The sequence below is a fragment of the Microbacterium sp. NPDC007973 genome (assembly GCF_042958465.1).
Taxonomy (GTDB): domain Bacteria; phylum Actinomycetota; class Actinomycetes; order Actinomycetales; family Microbacteriaceae; genus Microbacterium; species Microbacterium galbum.
On the sequence record NZ_JBIBJJ010000004.1, the window covers coordinates 406,870 to 428,688 of the forward strand.

The following is a 21,819-nucleotide window of genomic DNA, read 5'->3' on the forward strand; positions in this document are numbered from 1 at the left end:
CCCATGAAACCCGTCGACCCCCGCCTCCTGCGGTACGCGAGCGCCTCGCGCGGCTACTTCGCCGTCACCGCGGCGATCGTGCTCGCGCAGGCGGGCGTGATCATCGGCTTCGCGTGGACGCTCACCAGCGCGCTGGTGGGGGCGATCGAGGGGCGGCCGCTCGCCGAGCTGTGGGGATACGTGGGCATCGCGGCATCCCTCGCCGCGCTCCGGGGGCTGCTGATCGCCGCCTCCGAGCGCACCTCGGCCTGCGGGGCGGCGGCGGCGTCGACGCAGCTGCGCGAGGCGCTCATCGCCGCGGTGACGCGGCTCGGACCCCGCTGGCTCGCTGCGCGCAACTCCGCCTCCCTCGCGGTGACAGCCGGACACGGTCTCGAGGCGCTCGACGCGTACTTCGGCCGCTACCTGCCTCAGCTGGTCGCCACCGCGATCACGATGCCGATCCTGATCGGCGCGATGACGCTCGCCGACCCGCTCTCCGGTCTGACCGTGGTGCTGACGATCCCGCTCATCCCGCTGTTCATGGTGCTGATCGGCCTGGCCACTCGCGGGGTGCAGCAGAAGCAGTACCGCACGCTGGGCCGGCTCGCGGCGCGCTTCGCCGACACCGTCGACGGACTCGGGACGCTGAAGGCCTTCGGTCGGCAGCACCGTGCCGCCGACTCCATCGAAGCGGTGACGCGCGACTACAAGCGCGAGACGATGACCGTCCTGCGCGTGTCGTTCCTCTCGGGCTTCGCGCTGGAGTTCCTGGCATCCATCTCGGTCGCCATCATCGCCGTGACGATCGGGTTCCGCCTGCTCGCCGGCGACCTCTCGCTGCTGGTGGGGCTGTTCGTGCTGCTGCTCGCGCCGGAGGCGTACCTGCCGCTGCGGCAGGTGGGGGTGCAGTTCCACGCCGCGAGCGAGGGGGTCGCCGCGACGGAGGAGATCTTCGACGCCCTGGACGCTGCCCGCACGACACCCGACGCGGATGCCGAGACCCCGGCGCGCGGATCCGTCCTCACGCTCGACCGCGTGCGCGTGCGGCGGGAGGGGCACGTGCTGCCGGAGGTGTCGCTGTCGGTCGAGCCGGGCGAGATCGTGCTGGTGACCGGCCCGAGCGGTGTCGGCAAGTCGTCGCTGATCGCGGCGGTGCTGGGTTTCGCGGAGTACGACGGCTCGGTGCGCATCGACGGCGCCGCGGTTCCGCACGCGCGCGGCGCGGTCGCCTGGGCGGGCCAACGACCGGGGCTCGTGACCGGCTCGGTCGCCGACAACGTCGCTCTCGGCTCCGCACCCGATCCCGGGCGCATCAGCGCGGCGCTGGCCGACGCGGGGGCGGCGGATCTCGACCCCGGAACGGTGCTCGGCGCCGCCGGCGCCGGGCTCTCGGGCGGCGAGGCCCAGCGCGTCGCCGTCGCCCGCGCCCTGTACCGGGCCCGCGTCACGGGGACGCCGCTCCTCCTGCTCGACGAGCCGTCGAGCGCCCTGGACGCCACGACCGAGGCGCACCTGTGGGCGACCCTGCGCCGCGAGGCCGACGCCGGCCGCGGCGTGCTGCTGGTGTCGCACCGCCTTTCCGCGCGGGCGATCGCGGACCGCGTGGTCGAGCTGTCCCCCGTCCCTCTGCCGCGTGAGGGGTCGGCAATCGTCGCCTCGGCAGGGGTCCAGGCGACACATTCTGGCCTCTCACGCGAGAGTGAGGTGCGGTCGTGAACGGGCGCGTGCGCGGCATCCTGCGCTCGGCGATGCCGTCGCGGCGGCGGTTCGCCCCGGCGCTGCTCGCCGGCTTCGGCACGGCGGCCAGTGCCGTGGCTCTGCTCGCGGCGAGCGCGTGGCTCATCGCTCGCGCGGCGGAGCAGCCGCTGGTGATGTATCTGTCGGTCGCCGTGGTCGGGGTGCGCGCGTTCGCGCTGTCGCGCGGGGTGTTCCGTTACCTCGAACGTCTCAGCGGCCACGATGCGGCGCTGCATCAGCTCGCAGGGGTGCGCGCCGACCTGGTGCGCGACCTCGTGCCGCTGGCCCCCGACGGCCTCGCGCGCTCTCGCCGCGGCGGGCTGCTCTCGAGCGTCGTCGACGACGTCGAGGAGCTGCAGAACCTCCCGCTGCGCGTGGTGCTCCCGCTCGTGACGGCGGCGACCACCGCGCTGGCCGCCGTCGTGTTCACGGCGTTCGTCTCGTGGCCCGCCGCGCTCGCGATGCTGGTCTGCCTGCTCGCGGCCTTCGCCGTATCGGTGGCGGTCGGCTGGGCCGCAGGCGCTCGCGCGGAGCGTTCGATCGCGCCGCTGCGCACCGCCGTCGCCGACGCCGTGCACGACCTGCTCACGAATCTCGACGTGCTGACCGCGTACGCAGCGGTGGATGCCGCCCGCGCCCGCGTCCGCTCCGCCGATGCCGCCCTGCGCCGGGCGCTGGTGCGCCGCGGAGGCGCCCAGGGACTGACCTCGGGCGCCGTCTCGGTGCTCGCCGGCGTCGCCTCTCTCGCGGCGCTGCTCGTCGCCGCCCCGGCCGTGACCGGGAACGACCTGACGGGTCCGGGGCTCGCGGTCGTCGTGCTGCTGCCGATGGCCGTGTTCGAGGTGTTCGGGCCTGTCCCCCTCGCGCTCGCGTCGTGGCGGCAGGTGCGCGCCGCCGCGGAGCGGATCGCGGAGGCCGTGCCCGAGGGCATTCCCGACGGCCTCCCCCGCGACGAGCCCGCAGCGACGGGCCGGGCGCCCGCGCTCGGCGAGGGCATCGAGCTCCACGGTGTCGGGGCGCAGTGGCCGGCCCGATCGGACTCCGACGCAGACGCCGGACGACTGGAAGACGTCCACCTGCGGGTCGGCCCCGGCGAGCGCGTGCTCGTCACCGGCCCGAGCGGAGCGGGCAAGACGACGCTGGCGCACGTGCTGGCGCGCTTCCTCGACTACGACGGATCGTTCCGCATCGGCGGCGTCGACGCGCGCGGACTCTCGGGAGACGACCTGCGCCGCACGATCGGTCTGATCGAGCAGTCGCCGTACCTCTTCGACGAGTCGATCCGGCAGAACCTCCTCTTCGCCCGCGACACCGCCACCGACGCCGACCTGTGGGTGGTGCTGTCGCGCGTGGGCCTCGCCGATTGGACCCGGGAGCGCGGTGGTCTCGACGCCCGCGTGGGCGATCGCGGCGGGCTCGTCTCCGGCGGGCAGGCCCAGCGCCTCGCCCTCGCCCGGGCGTTGCTGCGCGGCTTCCCCGTGCTCGTGCTCGACGAGCCCACGGCGGGCGTCGACCCCGCGGCATCCGATGCCCTGCTCGCCGATCTGCTGGGGGCCGTCGATCGCGATCAGGCGGTGGTGCTCGTGTCGCACGTCGACGTCCCCGCGGGGCTGGTCGATCGCGAGGTGCGGGTGGAGGGCGGGCGCGTCGTCGCGGACTGAGCCACCGCGGCCCCCGCTTCGCGCCGCGGTCGACCCGGTCGAGTGTCCCGGACACGCCGGTAAACGCGAGGTCCAGCGGCGCGTCCTGGACACTCGACGGAAAGAAACCCGCTCAGGATGCCGCGACGAAGCGCACGCGGTCCGGAGGAACGCTCCATCGCACCGTGTCACCGGGGCGGAGCGCCGCGGCCTCGGCCGCCGGCACCTCGGCGACGCCGGAGTCCATCACGACGCGCACCCCCGTCGGCGTGGGCTCGAGGTGCGACACCGTCGCCGGCGCCCCCTCGCCGAGCCGCGCGTCGGCGGCGCGGAAGACCGCGGTCAGCGCACGCCCCTCGGTCGACGCGAGGGCGAGGGAGGCGGCATCCGTCGAGGTCAGTCGCAGCCCCTCCCGCACGAAGTCCCCGCCCTGCGCCGCGCCCACGAGCCGCTCCACACCCGCGATCTTCGCCGCGACCTCGGTCGCCGGGGCCGCGAGCACCTCGGGCACCGGCCCGTCCTGCGTCACCCGGCCCCGCTCGACGATGAGCAGCCGGTCGGCGAGGGCCGCGGCATCCACCGCGTCGTGCGTCACGGCGATCGTGGTCACCCCGGCCAGCCGATCACGCAGCATCGAGCGGATCTCCGACACCGTCACGGCATCGAGCGCGACGAGCGGCTCATCGAGCAGCACCACTCGCGGCTGCGCGGCGAGAGCCCGCGCCACGGCGACGCGCTGCTGCTCCCCGCCCGACAGCTGGTCGGGCCGACGCTCCCCCGTGTCGGGCAGCCCCACGCGGCGGAGCCAGTCGTCGGCCTCCTCACGGGCGATGGATGCCGGCACCCCGGCGGAGTGCGGACCGAAGGCGACGTTCTCGCGCACCGTGAGGTGCGGGAACAGTCGCGCGTCCTGACTCAGGAGCACGATGCCGCGATGCATGGGGGCGGTGCGCAGACGCGGCGCACGATCGAGCACGTGCGCGTCGACGGCGATCTCGCCCTCGTCCAGTGGAGTGAGTCCCGCGAGGGCGGTGAGCAGCGTCGACTTGCCCGCGCCGCTGCGGCCCATCACGGCGATGGTCTCCCCCGGGGTCGCATCGAGGGCGATGTCGACGGTGAAGTCGCGACGGCGCACGACGACGCGGGCGCGCAGGGCGGCGGCATCCGGCAGCGGCATCCGCTCGTCGCGCGACGCGGTGGTGCCGGCATCGCGCGGTCCGGAACTCCCTCGGCGCCCACCCGCTTCGTCGACGTCGCGCCGACCACGGCCGGGCGTGCCGGCATCCGGAGTCGTCATCGCCCCACCCCCGGGCGCCAGCCCCGCACCAGCAGCAGCACCGCGACGGCGGTCACGAGCAGCAGCAGCGACAGCGCGACAGCGGTGCCCTGCGAGACGCCCGCCCCGTTGAAGGCGGTGTAGATCGCGAGCGGCATGGTCTGCGTGACGCCGGGGCGGTTGCCCGCGAAGAGCGCCGTCGCTCCGAACTCGCCGATCGCGCGCGCGAAGCACAGCACGACTCCCGCGACGATGCCCGGCGCCGCCAGCGGCAGGGTGATGCGCCGCAGGATCGTCGCGCGCGACGCGCCGAGCGAGGCGGCCGTGCGCTCGAACTCGACGCCGGTGCTGCGCAGGGCGCCCTCGACCGCGAGCACGAGGAACGGCAGCGCCACGAACACCTGCGCCAGCACGACCGCCGCGGTGGTGAACGGCAGACCGAGGACGCCGAGCGCCCCGTTGCGCCCGAACAGGTAGAGCAGGGCCACGCCCCCCACCATCGGCGGGAGCACGAGGGGCACGGTCACGAGCGCGCGCAGCACCGCCGCGAGCCGCGCGGGGCTGCGGGCGATCACGAGGGCGAGAGGGATGCCGACGACCGCGCACACCACGGTCGCCAGGGCGCCGGTGCTCAGCGACAGGCCGAGAGCCGACAGGGCCGCGGGAGACGTGACATCGCTCCAGAGCGTCCCCCACTCCACCCGGGCGACGAGCGCCGTCAGCGGAATGAGGAGGAAGAGGAGCCCCGCGACGGCCGGCACGACGAGCCAACGCGGGACGAAACCGCCCGTCACGGCGCTCGGAAACCCGCGTCGCCGAGGATCCTCTGCCCCTCGTCCGAGAGCACGAACGCGACGAAAGCGGCGGCGGCGTCAGGGTTCGGGGCCTCGGACAGAGCGGCGATCGGGTAGCGGTTGACCACGGCATCCGCCCCCGCGGGCACGATCGCCTCGACATCGTCGCGACCGACCACGTCGGTGGCGTAGACCAGGCCCGCGTCGGCCTCGCCGGCGGCGACCTTCGTGAGCACCGCGGTGACGTTCTGCTCGGCGCTCGCGGGGGTCACGGCGACCCCGGCGTTCGACAGCAGCGTCTGCGAGGCAGCTCCGCACGGCACCTCGGGGGCGCAGAGCACCGTCGTGACCCGCGCGAGGTCGGCGAGGCCCTGCACGCTCCCGGGGTTGCCCGTCGGCACGGCGATGACGAGGGTGTTGCCCGCGAAGATCCGCGGATCGGGCGCCTGCGCGGCGACCTTCGCCATGTTCTTCTCGTCCGCCGAGGCGAAGACATCGGCGGGCGCCCCCTCCCCGATCTGCGTGGCGAGCGTGCTCGAGCCGTCGTAGACCGGGCTGACCGTGATGCCGGGATTCTGCTCCTCGAACGCCCGCGCGATCTCGTCGAACGACCGCTGCAGCGAGGCCGCGGCGTAGACCTCCACGGTTCCGGACGGGCCGTCGGCGGATGCCGCGGGGGCGGGCGACGTGCCCGCGCACCCGGCCAGGAGGGCGGCGGCGACGACGACAGTGAGCAGACGGAGGGGGCGGGACATGGCATCCTTTCGGCGACGCCGGCGGGCCGCCGCTCCAGTATTCCGTGAAAGCGGACTCATGGCCGCGCGAATACCGATTGTGCGGAGAAAGCGTGGGGTGGATCAGCGGGTCCTGGCATGGCGACCGCCCACCGGGTAGGAACGGGGGGTGCGAGGAACGACGTGAGCGACCTGACCAGCCTGGGCGATTTCCTGCAGCGCCGACGCGAAGCCCTCCAGCCGGAGGACGTGGGGCTCGCACGAGGCGTGCGCCGTCGTACGGCGGGGCTGCGCCGCGAGGAAGTCGCGCTGCTGAGCCACATGTCGAGCGACTACTACGCGCGCCTCGAACGGGGCACCGGCCCCACTCCGTCGGAGCAGATGCTGACCGCTCTCGCCCAGGGGCTGCACCTGAGCCTCGCCGAACGCGATCACCTGTTCCACCTCGCGGGCCACCGGCCTCCCCTGCGCCACGCGGGCACCGAGCACATCAGCCCCGGCATGCTGCGCGTCCTCGACCGCCTCGACGACACCCCCGCCGAGATCGTCACGGAGCTGGGCGAGACCCTTCGCCAGAGCCGCCTGGGTGTCGCGCTGCTGGGGGATGCCACGCTGCGATCGGGGCCCGCCCGCAGCATCGGATACCGCTGGTTCACCGATTCGTCGGCGCGTGCCGCCTACCCGCCCGAGGAGCAGGCGACGCTGTCGCGCGTCTATGCGGCGGGTCTTCGCGAGCTCGTCGCCGCTCGCGGACCCGACTCGCAGGTCGCCGCCCTGGCCGACGACCTGCGCGTGTGCAGCGACGAGTTCGCCGCTCTCTGGCTCGCTCACGAGGTCGGCGCTCGACCGCCCGCGATCAAGCGCTTCCTCCACCCCGAGGTCGGCCGCCTCGAGCTGTCGTGCCAGACCCTGGTCGACCCCGACCATGCGCACCGCCTGCTCGTCTACACGGCGCAGCCGGGGAGCGAGAGCGCCGAGAAACTGCGGCTGCTCGCGGTGATCGGAGCCCCCGGCGGCCGCTGAGGGTGGATCCTCGTCCGGCGAGCACCGCGGGCGCGCCGCGCAGACGGCGAGCCGGCTGCGCCCGGGCACCGCCGGTCGCCGAGGGGTGGATCGTCGATCAGCGGCTGAGCGGGCACTGGCCGCCCGGCACCCGGGGGCGCGAGCATCGAGGCATTCCACGAAAGGACCGCTCATGTCTCCCGATTCCCCCCGCCCCCTCCGCGGTCGGCTGGCCGTCGTCACCGGCGCCAGCGACGGCATCGGCACCGTCATCGCGACGCGGCTCGCCTCGCTCGGCGCCGAGGTGGTGCTGCCCGTCCGCTCCCCCGACAAGGGCCGTCGTGCGCTCGACGCCCTGCGCAGGGAGGTCCCGGATGCCGTCGCCTCGACGCGCGCGCTGGACCTCGCCAGCCTCGACTCGGTGGACGCTCTGGCCGCAGGCCTCCGCGAAGAAGGTCGCCCGATCCACCTGCTCGTCAACAACGCCGGTGTCATGACCCCTCCCCGCAGGCAGGAGACCGCCGACGGGTTCGAGCTGCAATGGGGCACGAACCACCTGGGTCACGCGGCGCTCACCCTCGCCCTGCTCCCGGTGCTGCGCGCGGGCACAGCGCGCGTGGTGCACCAGACGAGCATCGCCGCGCGGCGCGGACGCTTCGACTCCGACGTCATCTCCGCCACCCCCTACGACGCCATGGCGTCGTACGTGCAGTCGAAGATCGCGATCGGACTCTTCGCCCGCGAGCTCCACGAGCGCAGCCGGGCCGAGGGCTGGGGGCTCACCAGCACGCTCGCTCACCCGGGCGTTTCGCCGACCAACCTCCTCGCGGCGCAGCCCGGGGTGGGCCGCGAGCGCGAACTCGGAGCGCGCCGTGTCATCCGGCTGCTGACCCACCTGCGCATCACCGGCACCGTGGCATCCGCCGCCGAACCCGCCGTGCTCGCGGCGACGGCGCCGCTTTCGGACGGCACGTTCTTCGGCCCGTCGCGCCTCATCGGCGGTCCCGCGCGGGCGAGCGAACCGTGGAAGCCGTTCCGCTCCGCCGACGACGCCCGGCGGGTGTGGGCACTGACGCGCGAGGCCATCGGCCCCCGCTTCACGCCGTGATGACCGGGGCGCCCGGCGGACGCGGTCTCAGCCCCGGGGCGTCTCCACCGTCACGACCGTCGCCTTGACCGAGGCGACCGCGAGCGAGCCGGGCTCCACCGCGAGGTCCCGCGCGGCCTCGGCCGACATGAGCGAGACCACCCGGTGCGGGCCGCACTGCAGATCGACCTGCGCCATGAGGCCGTCGATCTGCACGCGCGTGACGATGCCGGTGAAACGGTTCCGTGCACTCGAGGAGACCCCCGTGGGGTCGTCCGGCTCGTCGGCCAGCGCGACCGCGCGTTCGGCGAGGGCGGCGCCGGGGATCTCGACCGGCGACGCCCCCGTCGTGGGCAGCGTCCCCTGATCGATCCAGCGCCGCACCGTGTCGTCGCTGACCCCGAGCAGACGGGCGGCGGTGGCGATGCGGAAGGTGTTCGGCATGCGACGACCGTAGCCGAGCGCCGAGCGCCGAGCGCCGAGCGCCGAGCGCCGAGCGCCGAGACAGCATCCCGCTGACACGTCGGCGACACCCGGCAACCGAGTCGTCAGCAGCATGCAGTCTCACGGCCGCAGGCGTCACCGGCTCCGCACCGCCGGTGACGCCGGAACAGCGCTGCGCGCCACCCGCGCCCGCGGCGGCACCCCGATGCAGGTCGCGGTCCCGGCGGCGTCCGCCCGCGGGGAGATCCGCACCCACGCGCCGGGCCGCCCTCACCCCTCACGCGCTCGCCTAGGCTCGACCCATGGATGCCGAGCACGCGAGCACGACGCGACGGCCGGTCGCCGTGCCCCTCGGCGCGACCGTGACCGCCTCGGGCGCGACGGCGCTGCCCGCCACCGGCGCCCCCGCAGGCCCGAGCGCGGGGCGCACGTTCCACGCGACCGCGCTCCCCGCCACCGGCGCCCCGCGCGGAAACGCCCCGCGCGGAAGCGCCTCGTACGAAGGCGCCCCGCGCGAGGGCGGCCTGCTCGACCGCTTCGGCCGCGTCGCGACCGACCTGCGCGTCTCGGTCATCGACAAGTGCAACCTGCGCTGCACGTACTGCATGCCGGCCGACGGGATGCCGTGGCTCCCTCAGACGCAGCTCATGAGCGCCGACGAGATCCGCCGCATCGTGCGGGTCGCCGTCCGCTCGCTCGGCGCCGAGGAGCTGCGCATCACCGGCGGCGAGCCCCTCGTGCGCAAGGATCTCGAGCACATCATCGCCGGCATCCGCGCCGACGCCCCCGATCTGCCCATCTCGATGACCACGAACGCCGTCGGCCTCGATCGGCGCGCCCAGGCGCTCAAGGACGCGGGCCTGACCCGCCTGAACGTCTCGCTCGACACCCTCCACCCCGAGACGTTCGCCGAGCTCACCCGGCGCCCGCACCTCGACAAGGTGCTCGCGGGTCTCCAGGCCGCTCGCGCAGCAGGCCTCGGGCCGATCAAGATCAACGCGGTCCTGCTCGCGGGCGTCAACGACACCGAGATCGTGCCCCTCGTCGACTGGGCCGTGTCGAACGGCTTCGAGATGCGCTTCATCGAAGACATGCCCCTCGACGGCGATCGCTCGTGGAGCGCCACGAACGTCATCCCCGCTCGCGACATCCGCGCCGCCATCGAAGAGGCCTTCACGCTCACCGCCGACCCGCGCGGCCGCGGAGCCGCTCCCGCTGAGCGCTGGGAGGTGCGCCGCCCCGGCGAGACCGCCGTGGCCGGGCACGTCGGCATCATCTCCTCGGTCACCGAACCCTTCTGCGCCGCCTGCACGCGCACGCGCGTGACAGCCGACGGCAAGGTGCGCTCGTGCCTGTTCTCGCACGAGGAGACCGATCTGCTCACGGCCGTCCGCGACGGCGCCGACGACGAGGGAATCGCCCAGATCTGGCGGGATGCCATGTGGGCCAAGCCCCGTGCGCACGGCTCCGACCGCGTCGGTCTCGCGCGTGCCGACTTCGTCCAGCCCGAGCGCACCATGAGCGCGATCGGCGGATGAGGCCGCTCGTCGAGCCGGTGGCATCCCTCGCCCCGGAAGAGCTGATCCGCACCGCTCGCCATGCCGTCCTCGCGGCCATCGGCGAAGAGGGACAGCGGAGGATCGCGGCCGCCCGCATCGCCGTGATCGGCGCCGGCGGGCTCGGTTCCCCCGTGCTGCTCGCCCTCGCTGCCGCCGGGGTGGGCGAACTCGTGATCATCGACGACGACACGGTCGAGCGCACCAACCTGCAGCGGCAGCTCGCGCACCGCGTCGACGACATCGGCACCGCGAAGACCGCCTCCGCCGCGCGCGCCGTGCGCGATCTCTCGCCGCTGACCGTCGTCCATGAACGAACGGTACGGCTGACCTCCGACAACGCCGTCGCGCTGCTCGACGGCGCTCACCTCGTGATCGACGGCAGCGACACCTTCGACACGCGCGAGGCCGTCGCCGCCGCCGCCGAGCACCTCGGCATCCCCCTCGTCTGGGGCGCGGTGCAGGAGTGGGCCGCGCAGGTGACGGTGTTCTGGTCGGCCCCGCCCGAGGGGCACTCCCCCGTCGTGCTCGGCGATCTGTTCCCGACGGGGTCCGCCGGCGAACCGCCGACGTGCGCCCAGGTGGGCGTGCTGGGATCGCTGTGCGTGCAGGTCGGCGGCCTGCTCGCCACCGAGGCGATCAAGCTCGTGACCGGCGCCGGAGAACCGCTGCTGGGCCGCCTCGTCGTGATCGACGCGCTGCGCACCCGCCACGACGTGATCCCGCTCACCCCGGCCGCCCGCCCCGCGGCCGGATCCTGACCCCGGAGGCCCCGATGACCGAGCTGCGCACCGTCGAACAGCACCGCGACCGCGTGCTCGCCGCCGTGTCGCTCCTGCCCGCCGAGAGGGTCGCCCTCGCCGACGCGGCCGGACGCACGCTCGCCGAACCCGTTCTCGCGGCGCACGATCTGCCCGGCTTCGACAACTCGTCGATGGACGGTTTCGCCGTGCGTTTCTCCGACGTCGCGGGAGCGGATGCCGAGAACCCGACGACCCTTCGAGTGGTCGCCGATCTGCCCGCCGGCACGACCGACGACCCCGCGCTCGCGCCCGGAGAGGCCGCCCGCATCATGACGGGAGCGCCGGTCCCCGCCACGGCCGACGCGATCGTGCCGTTCGAAGACACCGCGGGCGGCCTCGCCGACTCGCTGGGCACCGTGACCGTGCGTCGCTCCCCCGCCGGAGAGGGGGCGTTCATCCGCCGCCGGGGCGGCGACACGCGCGCCGGTGACACGGTGCTCTCAGCCGGGGAGCGTCTCGGCCCCTTCGCCCTCGCCGCCGCGGCCGCCGCCGGGGTGGATGCCGTGAGCGTCACCCGCCGCCCGCGCGTCGCCGTGGTGTCGACCGGCAGCGAGCTCGTCGCGCCGGGCACCGCCCCCGGCAGAGGGCAGACCCCCGACTCCAACGCCACTCTGCTCGCGGCGCTCGTCGACGCCGCCGATGCCGACCTCGAACTCGTCGACCGCGTGGGCGACGATCCCGCCGGCATCGAGACCGTGCTCGACCGGGCGTCGCGCGCCGACGTCGTCGTGTTCACGGGTGGGGTGAGCGCCGGCGCCTACGAACCGGTACGCCTCGCCCTCAGCGACCGCATCGCGTTCGAGAAGGTGTCGATGCAGCCCGGCAAGCCGCAGGCGTTCGGGGTCCTCCCCGACGGACGGCTGGTGTTCGGGCTGCCCGGCAACCCCGTGAGCGTCGCCGTCTCGTTCGAGGTCTTCGTCCGCCCGGCGCTGCTGGCGCTGCAGGGCCGCGCGGTCATCGATCGACGCCTCGCCCGGCTCACGGCATCCGAGACCTGGACGACACCGCCCGGCCGACGGCAGTACCTCCCCGCGGCGGTCGACCTCGTCGCGGGCACCGTCCGCCCGGCCACGGCCGGCGGCTCCGGCTCGCACCTCGCGGCCTCTCTCGCCCGTGCCGAGGCGTTCGCGATCGTCCCGGCCGAGGTGTCCACCGTGTCGGTGGGCGACGTCGTCGATGTCATGCTGATCCCATGACCTTCACCCACCTGGATGCCGCGGGCCACGCCCGCATGGTCGATGTCACGCAGAAACAGCCCACCGTCCGCACCGCCACCGCACGCGGCTTCGTGCGCTGCGCGCCCGAGGTCGTCGCGGCGCTCCGCGACGGCACCGCCCCCAAGGGCGACGTGCTCGCCGTGGCTCGGATCTCCGGCATACAGGCCGCCAAATCCACCCCCGCACTGCTCCCCCTCGCTCACGTCATCGGGGTGCACCGCGCCTCGGTCGACCTCCGGATCACCGACGCCGGCGTCGAGATCGAGGCCACCGTCGGCACGGCCGACCGCACCGGCGTCGAGATGGAGGCGCTCACGAGCGTCTCGGTGGCAGCCCTCGCGGTGGTCGACATGGTGAAGGGTCTGGACAAGGGCACCTCGATCGAGAACGTGCGCATCGTGTCGAAGACCGGCGGCAAATCGGGCGACTGGCAGCGTCCCGGCGAGCCCGGCACGGCGGTGACCGCATGAGCGTGCGGGTGCGCTACTTCGCCGCGGCCGCCGACGCCGCGGGGACCGACGCCGAGGACCGCGCCGAGCCGACCCTCGCGGCACTGCGCTCCGGGGTCGTCGCGGACCACCCCGCTCTCGGCGGGATCCTCGACCGCTGCGCCGTGCTCGTCGACGGCACCCGTCATGACGACGACGCCGCGCTCGACGGCGTCACGCACGTCGACGTTCTGCCGCCCTTCGCCGGGGGCTGAGCCCGCCTCGCCTCACCTCGGCTCGAGGCGCGCAACCGGCGCCGGCGCCCGGCCGTCTCTAGCCGCCCAGGCCCTTCCACTCCGTCGTGCCGTCGGCCTCGACCTGCCGCTTCCACACGGGCAGGTCGGTCTTGATCGTCTCGATGACCGTGCGGCACACCTCGAACGCGGCAGCCCGGTGACCGGATGCCACGGCGATGACGACCGCGGCCTCGCCCACCTCGAGACGCCCGACGCGGTGACTGACGGCGACGATGGCGTCGGTGCCGGCGGCGGCGTCGGCAGCGATGCGGTGCAGGGTCTGCTCGGCGTCGGGGTGCGCGCTGTACTCCAGGGCGACGACGGCATCGGAGGCGTCGGGATCGGTGTCGCGCACGCGACCGACGAAGGTGGTCACGGCCCCCGACGAGGAGTCCTCGACGGCGTCGAGGTGCACATCGAGGTCGAGGGGCTGCTCCGACAGGCGGGCGATGCGGACGGCGCTCATGAGTGGTCTCCTCCGGCGAGCTGGTCGAGGACGTGCGGGGCGAGCTCCGCGACGACGGCGATCCCGGATGCCACGGCACGCGTCGATCCGGGGAGATTGACGACGAGGACACCGGGGTCGACGATCCCGGCCAGCCCGCGCGAGATCACCGACAGAGGGGTGTCGGCGAGTCCTCGACGGCGCAGCTCCTCGGCGATCCCGGGAAGCTCGCGGTCCAGGACGCGGGCGGTGCCCTCGGGCGTGCGGTCGGTCGGGGCGATCCCGGTGCCGCCGGTGGTGACGATGAGACCCGGCCCCCGGGCGACGAGGTCGCGAAGAGCGGACTCGACGCTGTCGGCCCCGTCGGGCACGACGAGGGGCTGGTCGCAGGAGAAGCCGGCCTCCCGCAGCAACGACACCGCGAGCGGACCCCCGCGGTCTTCGCGCAGCCCCGCGGCCGAGCGATCGGAGACGGTCAGGACGCGGGCGTGATGGGGCACGCGGTTCAGCCTAGGCCGCCGTCGTGGGGATGGGCCGCGCCGCCCCGGCGGCCGCATCGCGCCCCCGTCGCGGCCTGACCGTCGTCCGCGCTCACCGGCCCCGCCTCACGCCGAGGGGGCCGCGGTGGTCTCGACCTCGGCGATCTCCGGGGCGATGCGTCCCGCTTTCGCCTTCGGCGCGAGGTCCTCCCGCTGCACGTGCTCGGCGGCCGCGGTGATGCGCCGCGCCATGCCGCTGAAGATCAGGCCGTGGAACGGCAGCACCGAGAGCCAGTAGAGGCGACCGGCGAGGCCCGTGGGGAAGAACAGTGCGCGCTGGTCGAAGCGCGCCCCCTCGCCCTCCGGCGTGGCGCGCAGTTCGAGCCACGCTCCCCCGGGCACCTTCATCTCCGCCCGCAGACGCAGCAGGTGGCCCGGCTCGATGGCCTCGACCCGCCAGAAATCGAGCGCATCGCCGACGGTGACGACCGAGCGGCTGCGCCGACCGCGGGCGAGGCCGACCCCGCCGACCAGCCGGTCCATCCAGCCGCGGATCGCCCACAGCAGTGGTGACGAGTACCACCCGTTCTCGCCGCCGATGCCCTCGATCACCGACCAGAGCTGCGCGGCGCTGGCCTTCGTGGTCATCGTGCGGACATCGGTGTAGACGAGCCGCCCCGCCCACTCGGGGTCGCTCGGCAGCGGGTCGCTCGGAGCGCCCGACACCTCGGCATCCTGCCAGCTGGTCTCGATGGCGTCGTCGTTCACGCGACCGAGCGCCCGACGCACGGCCTCGCGATACGGCAGCAGGCCGCCCTCGGGGCGCGGGACGAGATCGTCGATCGCGCGGTCCTTCACCACGCAGTCGTTCTGCAGCGACTCCACCAGCGGGCGCGCGATCGACTTCGGAATCGGGGTGACGAGATTGACCCAGTGCGATGCCAGGCGCGGGGTGAGCACGGGAAGAGAGGCGATGGCCCTCTGCGGGAGCCCGGCCTCCATGGCGTAGCCGTTCATCATCTGCCCGTACCGCAGAACGTCGGGCCCGCCGATGTCGACGGCGCGGTTGACGTTCGGCGCGACGCGGGCGGCTCCGAGCAGGTAGTGCAGCACGTCGCGCACCGCGATCGGCTGGATGTGGTTGCGCACCCACTTGGGCGCCGGCATGTACGGCAGCACGTCGGTGAGGTGGCGCACCATCTCGAACGACGCCGAGCCCGACCCGATCACCACGCCGGCCTGCAGCACGAGGGTCGGCACCCCGCTGTGCAGCAGGATGCCGCCCACCTCCACCCGCGAACGCAGGTGCGCCGACAGGGTGGCGTCGTCGGGGTGCAGGCCGCCCAGGTAGATGATGCGCGACACGGATGCCGCGGCGGCGGCGTCGGCGACGGTCTGCGCGGCGACGCGGTCGGTCGCCTCGAAGTCGCGCGCGCTGCCCATCGAGTGGATGAGGTAGTAGAGCACGTCGACGCCCTCGACGGCGGCGCGCACGGCCTCGCGGTCGGTGGCGTCACCGGCCGCGATCTCGACCTCGTCGCCCCACGGGAACGCTTCGACACGGCGCGGATCCCGCGCGAGGACGCGCACGTGGTAGCCCGCCGACAGCAGTCGGGGAACGAGCCGTCCGCCCAAGTAGCCGGTCGCCCCCAGGACGAGGGCGCGGGGGGCCGACCCGTCGGGTCGGGGCTGCGCGACGAGGGCGGGTTCGCGGCCGGTGGGGGCGGAGAGCTCGGTCATGCCCGACACGGTACGCCGGGCCTCCGACATCTCCGGGGGCTTGACGAGAGGCACCGTGCGGTCGGCGGTCACGGCCGGTAGCACCACCCCTCGCGCAGCGCGCGGACTGGAAACGCCGACGCGATGGGGGTAACGGTAGAGGGATGAACGAGAAATCCCCCTCGGCATCCGGAGCACCCCGGCTCGAGGTCGACGACGTCATCGTCGTCGACAAGAAGCGCGTGCGCACCGCGATCGGCGGCACCGTCGTCGGCAACTTCATGGAGTGGTTCGACTTCGGCATCTACGGCTATTTGGCCGTGACGCTCACCACTGTCTTCGCCTCCGACGTCCCCGCCCCGTGGGGTCTGCTGGTCACGCTCCTCGGCTTCGCGATCTCTTTCCTCGTCCGCCCCTTCGGCGGCTTCGTGCTCGGGCCCCTGGGCGACCGCATCGGCCGGCAGAAGGTGCTGTTCCTCACGATGGCGATGATGGCCACGGCCACCGCGCTCATCGGCATCCTGCCCACCTCCGCGCAGATCGGCCTGTGGGCGATCATCCCGCTGTACCTGTTGAAGATGGTGCAGGGCTTCTCCACCGGCGGCGAGTACGCCGGCGCCACGACCTACGTGTCCGAGTTCTCCCCCGACAAGCGCCGCGGCTTCTGGTCGTCGTGGCTCGATGTCGGCTCGTACGTCGGCTTCGCGGCGGGCGCCTCGGCGGTGGCGATCACGACCGCGATCACCACCTCCGTCTCGGGCGAGAACGCCATGACCGAGTACGGATGGCGCATCCCGTTCCTCCTCGCCGTCCCGCTCGGCATCGTCGCCATCTATTTCCGCCTCCGCATCCCCGAGACGCCCGCTTTCGAGCAGGCCGGGGCGGTCGAGGCCGACGCCGACGACCCGATGGCCCGGCAGGGGCTCGTGGGCATCGTGCGCCACCATTGGAAGGCGCTGCTCATCGGCATCGCCCTGGTGGCCGCGACGAACACCGCCGGCTACGCCCTCACGAGCTACATGCCGACCTACCTCGAGAAGGAGGTGGGCGTCTCGAACCTCTCCGCCGCGATCGCGACCGTGCCGGTCCTGCTGATCATGTCGGCCACACTCCCGCTCATCGGCCGCCTCAGCGACCGCATCGGCCGCAAGCCCGTGTACGCGATCGCCGCGGGGTCGGCCCTGGTCCTGCTCGTCCCGGCCTTCCTCATCATGCAGATCGGCGAGCTGTGGGCGGTCATCATCGCGCTCTTCATGGCGGCGGTCCCGGTGGCGTTCTACGTCGCCATCTCGGCATCCGCCCTGCCCGCCCTGTTCCCCACCGCGTCGCGCTTCGGCGCCATGGCCGTCGCCTACAACGTCGCCGTGTCGCTCTTCGGCGGCACCACCCCGCTGTTCAGCCAGGCGCTCATCGACCTCACCGGCAACACGCTCATGCCCGCGTTCTACATCATGTTCTTCGCCGCTCTCGGACTCGTCGCGCTGCTGTCGATGCGCGAGACGGCGAAGCGCCCGCTCCTGGGTTCCGTGCCGACGGTCGAGACCCCCGCCGAGGCCGAGGCCCTCGTCGAGCGCCAGGACGACGACCCGCTCATCGACACCTCGACGATGCCGCTGGCGATCCGCCGCTCGTGACGTGACGCGGAGGGGGCGGATGCCGGGACCACCGGCATCCGCCCCCTCCGCGCTCCGCGCGTCTCCTCGCTGTGCGCCTGTACGGCAGGTGCGCCTCTGCCCCCAGCCCTTCTGACCCCCAGCGCCTCTACGCCCGGCGCCTCCGCCCCGCGCACCTCTACGGCGAGTGCGCGGACCCCGCGATCGCGCTCGCAGCCTCAGCGACCCGCCCACCGTCAGCCCGAAACCCGCGAACCCGCTGATCCGGGGCAGATGACCGACCCTGCGCATATCACCAACCGTGCGCAGACCACCGTCCCTGCGCCGATCAGCGACGAACACGCATCCACGCAGCACCCCACCCCGCGCAGCGTCCGCGATCCGCCTACCGTCAGCCCGAAACCCGCGAACCCTGCGCAGATGACCGACCCTGCGCACAACACCGACTGTACGCGCGCCGCAGCCACCGGGCCGACAGCCGACCCCGTCCCGCTCAGCGCCGACGGCTGTTTCCGAACAATCCGCGGATGACACCGTTCACGATGCTCTTCGTGGCTCCGCGCCCGAGCAGCCCGTCGAGGCCCGGGGTCGGCGCGCTCGAGCGGCTGCGGGGAGCGGCGGTGCTCTTGAGGATCCGCTCGTACTCGCGCTGCGCCTTCTTCTGCGCCTCGGCGTTGGCCTTGTCGATCGCCGCCTTCTGCTTCGCGTACTCGGCCTGGTCGGCCGCGGCCTTCTTCGCCCGCTCCTCGGCCTCGCGGGCGTCGGCGGCCGCCTGCATGCGGGCACCGAGGATCTCGCGCGCCGACTCCCGGTCGATCGGCGTCGCGTACCTCGGGAACAGGGCGGATGCCGACACGGCCGAGGCCATGGCATCCGCGGTGATCGGCGACATCGACGCCCGCGGCGCGAACAGGCGCGTCCACGCGACCGGGGTGGGGGCGCCGCGCTCGCTCATCACGGTGATGATCGCCTCACCCGTGCCGAGTTCCTGCAGCACGCGCTCGAGGTCGTAGCCCGAGTCGGGGTAGGTGCGCACCGACGCGCGCAACGCCGTGGCGTCGTCGGGGGTGAAGGCGCGCAGGGCGTGCTGCACGCGCGAGCCGAGCTGGGCGAGCACGTCGCCGGGCACGTCCTTCGGCGTCTGGGTCACGAAGAACACCCCGACGCCCTTCGACCGGATGAGGCGCACGGTCTGCGTGATCGCCTCGAGGAAGGCCTTCGAGGCATCGCGGAAGAGCAGGTGCGCCTCGTCGAAGAAGAACACGAGCTTGGGCTTGTCGAGGTCGCCCACCTCCGGCAGCACCTCGTACAGCTCGGCGAGCAGGTACATGAGGAACGTGGAGTACAGCTCCGGGCGCGCGGCGACGTTCGGCACCTCGAGCAGGCTCACGATGCCGACGCCCTCCGCGCCCGTTCGCAGGAAGACCGACACGTCGAGCTCGGGCTCGCCGAAGAAGGTGTCGGCACCCGCGGCCGAGAACGCCACGAGTTCGCGCAGGATCACCCCCGCCGTCGCCGCAGACAGCCCGCCGATGCCCTTCAGCTCGGCCTTGCCCTCGTCCCCCGTGAGGTACGTCAGCACCGCTCGCAGGTCGGCAAGGTCGACCAGCGCCAGGCCCTTCTCGTCGGCGTAGTGGAACACCAGTCCCAGGCTCGACTCCTGCGTGGCGTTCAAGCCCAGCACGCGGCTGAGCAGGAGCGGCCCGAAGCCCGACACGGTGGCCCGCACCGGGATGCCGGAGCCCACGTCGTCGCCGAGCGCGTAGAACTCGGTCGGGAAGGCCCGCGCCGACCACTGCTGTCCGAGCGCGGCGGTGCGGGCGGAGAGCTTGTCGCTCGGTGTGCCCGCGGCCGCCAGCCCGGAGAGGTCGCCCTTGATGTCGGCGGCGAACACCGGAACGCCGTTCTGCGAGAGCTGCTCGGCCAGCAGTTGCAGCGTGCGCGTCTTGCCCGTACCCGTCGCGCCCGCCACGAGCCCGTGCCGGTTCATCATCGCGAGGGGGATGCGCACCGGAACGGATGCCACCGGCCCGCCGTTCATGAGCACGCCCAGGTCCAGCGCCGCGCCGTCGGCCGCGTAGCCGGCGGCGATCTTCGCGACCTGCGCGTCGGTGAGCGGCGCGTCGGGTGTCGAGGGTGCGGGCCCCGCCGGTGCGGGAACGGATGCCGACGCCCCGGGCGTCTCCGCAGCCGGTTCCGACGCCGCACCTCCCGCGGTCGTCGTCTCACCGCCTCCCGCGGCGCGGACCCGTGCAGCCGCGGCAGCGGCCTCCGCCGCGGCGAGGTCGGCGCGGGCACGGGCGAGTCGGAGCTCCGCTTCGGCCGCCTCGGCCTCCGCTCTGAGCCGCGCGACCTCGGCCTCGGCCGCGGAGGGGACGGAGGGCGCGTCGTCGGGCTCGCTCATGCGCGTCAGCCTACGACGACACCGCCGGTCCGGCATCCGTCTTGCGCAGGCGTCGGATCGTCAAACGGTCCTCGTCGCGGGCACGCAGACGCGAGAACGCGGCGGCGAGGACGAAGGCCGCCCCCGCGCCCACGAGGGCCCCGCCGGCGGTGTCGGAGAGCCAGTGGGCATGGAGGTAGGTGCGGCTGAACGCCATCAGCACCACCCACGCCACACCGACGATGCGCACCCAGGCGCGCGGGAACAGCACGGCGGCCACGACGGCGATGGTCGCGGCGTTGGCGGTGTGACCGGAGGGGAAGGAGCCGTAGTCGCTCAGGATGAGGATGTCCTCGGGGCGCGCCCGCCCGAACGTGTGCTTGAGCACCTGCACGAGCAGCGCGCTGCCGACGGAAGCGCTCAGAAAGTACAGCGCCGACCACCGCCGTCGCGACAGGAACAACGCGAGAGCGCCCAGCACCGGCACGATCAGCACCGCCGTCAGGTGTCCCCCCACGGTGTCCATGACCAGGGCGAAGACGTACACCGGCTGCGAGGGCGCGGCGGCGAACAGCTGGTTCCACCACACGTCGATCGCGAAGGGACTCGGCCCCCGGAAGAACACCCACGCCCCCAGCCCGCAGGCCAGGGCGATCAGCACCACCCCGACGACGGCGCGGAAACGCTGCGGACGCGTGTCGAGCACGTCCTCGATCGCGGTGGCATCCATCGCCTCATGATGCCGCGTCGCGGGCGCGGGCGGAACGGTCGATGCGCAGACCGTCCGCCCTGCTACTGTTCGCGACTGCGCGCGGGTGTCACGGCGCGAGGCGCTCCACCGTCTTCGGGCGCACCAGCAGCCACAGAGCCAGCACCCCGATCACCGCGCACCCGACCATGACCGCGGCCATCGTCGTGGCGGTGATGCCCGAGCCCGTCGCGAGCAGGCCCACGACGGGGGAGATGATCCCCGCGACGCCGAAGTTGGCGGCGCCGATGATCGACTGCGCGGTCCCGGCGGCCTTGCCGTGCCGGTCGAGGGCGAGCACCTGCGCGCAGGGGAAGGTGAACCCGCACGCGGTCATGAAGAAGAACAGCGGGATGACGGTCCCCCACAGCCCCAGGCCCAACTGATCGGTGAGCACGATGGTGCCGCCCGCGAGCACCAGCACCGCCGTCGACACCGCCAGGACCCACTGCGGGCCGAAGCGCGCGGCGAGACGCGAGGCGATCTGCACGCCCACGACGACGCCCACGGAGTTGACCGCGAAGAGGACGCCGTACTGCTGCGGGTTGAAGCCGTAGGTCACCTGGAAGAGGAACGAGGATGCCGACAGGTAGGAGAAGAGTCCGCTGAACGCCATCGCGCCGATGATGAGCACGCCGATGAAGACGCGGTCGCGGAAGACGCTGCCGTAGCGCTGCCACACCGTGCTCGAGCCCGGTCCACCGCGACGTGCCGGGGGCAGCGTCTCGGGGACGAAGAGGATCGCCGAGACGAGCATGACCGCGCCGTAGACGGCCAGCACGACGAAGATGCCGCGCCAGTTCATCACCAGCAGCAGGGCGGATCCGGCGAGAGGGGCGAGCACGGGCGCGACCCCTGAGACCATCGCCATGCGCGAGAGCATCACCACGAGCCGCTTGCCGCCGAACAGGTCGCGGATGATCGCGGCCGCCACCACGCCGCCCGCGGCCGCGCCGGCCCCCATGAGCACGCGCGCGATCGAGAGGGTGCCGAGGGTCGGAGCCAGGGCGGCGAAGATGCTCGCCGCCACGTGCAGCGCCGTCACCGACAGCAGCGGGATACGGCGACCGACCTTGTCGCTGAGCGGTCCGACGATCAGCTGCCCCAGGGCGAATCCGATCATCGTGCCGGTGAGGGTGAGCTGGATCGCAGCGGCGGTCGTCTGGAAATCGGCCTCGAGCACCGGGAAGGCGGGCAGGTAGAGGTCGATCGTGAACGGGCCGAGAGCGGTCAGCGCGCCGAGGACGATGATGTACAGCACCCGGCGCGAGGCCGGGATCGAGTCGCCGGGGTGCAGCACGATGGGCGCGGTCGCGGGGTTCTTGCCCAGCGAGCGGATCGCGCCGGTGGTCGTCGGCACCGGGTGGGACGACGTCGGGATGACGGGGTGGGAGGCAGTATCGAGCACGCGTCTGGTTTCGTTTCGCAACACGGAC

At 73.5% G+C, this 21,819-nt stretch carries 20 protein-coding genes; 10 read left to right on the forward strand and 10 right to left on the reverse strand.

Annotation, left to right across the window (positions count from 1 at the left end; genetic code table 11):
- Positions 1-3 precede the first annotated feature (3 nt).
- Together cydD and cydC are read left to right on the forward strand one after the other, a co-directional pair.
- Positions 4-1,698, forward strand: coding sequence for a thiol reductant ABC exporter subunit CydD (gene cydD / locus ACFZA2_RS14720; protein WP_391406329.1), 1,695 nt, complete (start codon positions 4-6; stop codon positions 1,696-1,698).
- A complete protein-coding gene (gene cydC, locus ACFZA2_RS14725; protein WP_391406332.1) occupies positions 1,695-3,380 on the forward strand; it encodes a thiol reductant ABC exporter subunit CydC in 1,686 nt (561 codons plus the stop codon). The genes cydD and cydC overlap by 4 nt, the downstream gene beginning before the upstream one ends.
- A 112-nt stretch (positions 3,381-3,492) precedes the next feature.
- Here the strand turns inward: cydC and ACFZA2_RS14730 are convergent, their stop codons facing one another.
- Genes ACFZA2_RS14730 through modA form a run of 3 tightly spaced genes read right to left on the reverse strand, consistent with a single transcriptional unit; the run spans position 3,493 to position 6,184 of the window.
- Positions 3,493-4,656, reverse strand: a complete 1,164-nt coding sequence (locus ACFZA2_RS14730) for an ATP-binding cassette domain-containing protein (protein WP_391406335.1) — start codon at positions 4,654-4,656, stop codon at positions 3,493-3,495.
- A complete protein-coding gene (gene modB, locus ACFZA2_RS14735; protein ID WP_391406338.1) occupies positions 4,653-5,429 on the reverse strand; it encodes a molybdate ABC transporter permease subunit in 777 nt (258 codons plus the stop codon). The genes ACFZA2_RS14730 and modB overlap by 4 nt, the downstream gene beginning before the upstream one ends.
- Complete coding sequence (gene modA, locus ACFZA2_RS14740) at positions 5,426-6,184, reverse strand: molybdate ABC transporter substrate-binding protein (RefSeq protein WP_391406341.1); 759 nt, start codon at positions 6,182-6,184, stop codon at positions 5,426-5,428. Before modA ends, modB begins: the two co-directional genes overlap by 4 nt.
- Positions 6,185-6,346: 162 nt before the next feature.
- Between modA and ACFZA2_RS14745 the strand changes: the two genes are divergently transcribed.
- Positions 6,347-7,186 carry a helix-turn-helix transcriptional regulator gene (locus ACFZA2_RS14745; RefSeq protein WP_391406344.1) on the forward strand — a complete coding sequence of 280 codons (840 nt, stop codon included), beginning with the start codon at positions 6,347-6,349 and terminating at the stop codon, positions 7,184-7,186.
- 172 nt (positions 7,187-7,358) lie between these two features.
- Positions 7,359-8,273 carry an SDR family oxidoreductase gene (locus tag ACFZA2_RS14750; RefSeq protein ID WP_391406346.1) on the forward strand — a complete coding sequence of 305 codons (915 nt, stop codon included), beginning with the start codon at positions 7,359-7,361 and terminating at the stop codon, positions 8,271-8,273.
- Between the two features lie 27 nt (positions 8,274-8,300).
- Here the strand turns inward: ACFZA2_RS14750 and ACFZA2_RS14755 are convergent, their stop codons facing one another.
- Positions 8,301-8,696, reverse strand: a complete 396-nt coding sequence (locus ACFZA2_RS14755) for a molybdopterin-binding protein (RefSeq protein WP_391406349.1) — start codon at positions 8,694-8,696, stop codon at positions 8,301-8,303.
- 302 nt (positions 8,697-8,998) lie between these two features.
- Here ACFZA2_RS14755 and moaA point away from each other — a divergent pair, with 302 nt between their 5' ends.
- From moaA to ACFZA2_RS14780, 5 genes are read left to right on the forward strand one after another with little or no spacing between them, the layout of a single operon-like run.
- The gene (moaA, locus tag ACFZA2_RS14760) at positions 8,999-10,234 is read left to right on the forward strand and encodes a GTP 3',8-cyclase MoaA (RefSeq protein WP_391406352.1); all 1,236 of its coding nucleotides are present in this window, start codon (positions 8,999-9,001) and stop codon (positions 10,232-10,234) included.
- Complete coding sequence (locus tag ACFZA2_RS14765) at positions 10,231-11,013, forward strand: HesA/MoeB/ThiF family protein (RefSeq protein ID WP_391406354.1); 783 nt, start codon at positions 10,231-10,233, stop codon at positions 11,011-11,013. Before moaA ends, ACFZA2_RS14765 begins: the two co-directional genes overlap by 4 nt.
- Before the next feature lie 14 nt (positions 11,014-11,027).
- Positions 11,028-12,251, forward strand: a complete 1,224-nt coding sequence (gene glp, locus ACFZA2_RS14770) for a gephyrin-like molybdotransferase Glp (RefSeq protein ID WP_391406357.1) — start codon at positions 11,028-11,030, stop codon at positions 12,249-12,251.
- Positions 12,248-12,742: a cyclic pyranopterin monophosphate synthase MoaC gene (gene moaC / locus ACFZA2_RS14775; RefSeq protein WP_391406360.1), complete on the forward strand. Its 495-nt coding sequence runs from the start codon at positions 12,248-12,250 to the stop codon at positions 12,740-12,742. Before glp ends, moaC begins: the two co-directional genes overlap by 4 nt.
- On the forward strand, positions 12,739-12,975 hold the full coding sequence (locus tag ACFZA2_RS14780; protein ID WP_315994992.1) for a MoaD/ThiS family protein: 237 nt from the start codon (positions 12,739-12,741) through the stop codon (positions 12,973-12,975). The genes moaC and ACFZA2_RS14780 overlap by 4 nt, the downstream gene beginning before the upstream one ends.
- 58 nt (positions 12,976-13,033) lie before the next feature.
- On the opposite strand, the gene ACFZA2_RS14785 is transcribed toward ACFZA2_RS14780, so the two are convergent.
- From ACFZA2_RS14785 to ACFZA2_RS14795, 3 genes are all read right to left on the reverse strand, one after another.
- Positions 13,034-13,462: a molybdenum cofactor biosynthesis protein MoaE gene (locus ACFZA2_RS14785; protein WP_391406363.1), complete on the reverse strand. Its 429-nt coding sequence runs from the start codon at positions 13,460-13,462 to the stop codon at positions 13,034-13,036.
- Positions 13,459-13,941 carry a molybdenum cofactor biosynthesis protein B gene (locus tag ACFZA2_RS14790; protein WP_391406366.1) on the reverse strand — a complete coding sequence of 161 codons (483 nt, stop codon included), beginning with the start codon at positions 13,939-13,941 and terminating at the stop codon, positions 13,459-13,461. Before ACFZA2_RS14790 ends, ACFZA2_RS14785 begins: the two co-directional genes overlap by 4 nt.
- Positions 13,942-14,046: 105 nt before the next feature.
- A complete protein-coding gene (locus ACFZA2_RS14795; protein WP_391406369.1) occupies positions 14,047-15,660 on the reverse strand; it encodes an SDR family oxidoreductase in 1,614 nt (537 codons plus the stop codon).
- A gap of 143 nt (positions 15,661-15,803) precedes the next feature.
- On the opposite strand from ACFZA2_RS14795, the gene ACFZA2_RS14800 reads away from it, so the two are divergent.
- Positions 15,804-17,273, forward strand: coding sequence for an MFS transporter (locus tag ACFZA2_RS14800; protein ID WP_391406372.1), 1,470 nt, complete (start codon positions 15,804-15,806; stop codon positions 17,271-17,273).
- A gap of 472 nt (positions 17,274-17,745) precedes the next feature.
- Here the strand turns inward: ACFZA2_RS14800 and ACFZA2_RS14805 are convergent, their stop codons facing one another.
- The 3 genes from ACFZA2_RS14805 to ACFZA2_RS14815 all read right to left on the reverse strand — a co-directional run bounded on the left by ACFZA2_RS14805 (position 17,746) and on the right by ACFZA2_RS14815 (position 21,791).
- Positions 17,746-19,656, reverse strand: a complete 1,911-nt coding sequence (locus ACFZA2_RS14805) for a helicase HerA-like domain-containing protein (protein ID WP_391406375.1) — start codon at positions 19,654-19,656, stop codon at positions 17,746-17,748.
- Positions 19,657-19,666: 10 nt separating this feature from the next.
- Positions 19,667-20,365, reverse strand: coding sequence for a phosphatase PAP2 family protein (locus ACFZA2_RS14810; RefSeq protein ID WP_315994998.1), 699 nt, complete (start codon positions 20,363-20,365; stop codon positions 19,667-19,669).
- 88 nt (positions 20,366-20,453) lie between these two features.
- Entirely contained in the window at positions 20,454-21,791 is a 1,338-nt protein-coding gene (locus ACFZA2_RS14815) for a multidrug effflux MFS transporter (RefSeq protein WP_391406379.1), read from the reverse strand.
- Positions 21,792-21,819: the final 28 nt, after the last annotated feature.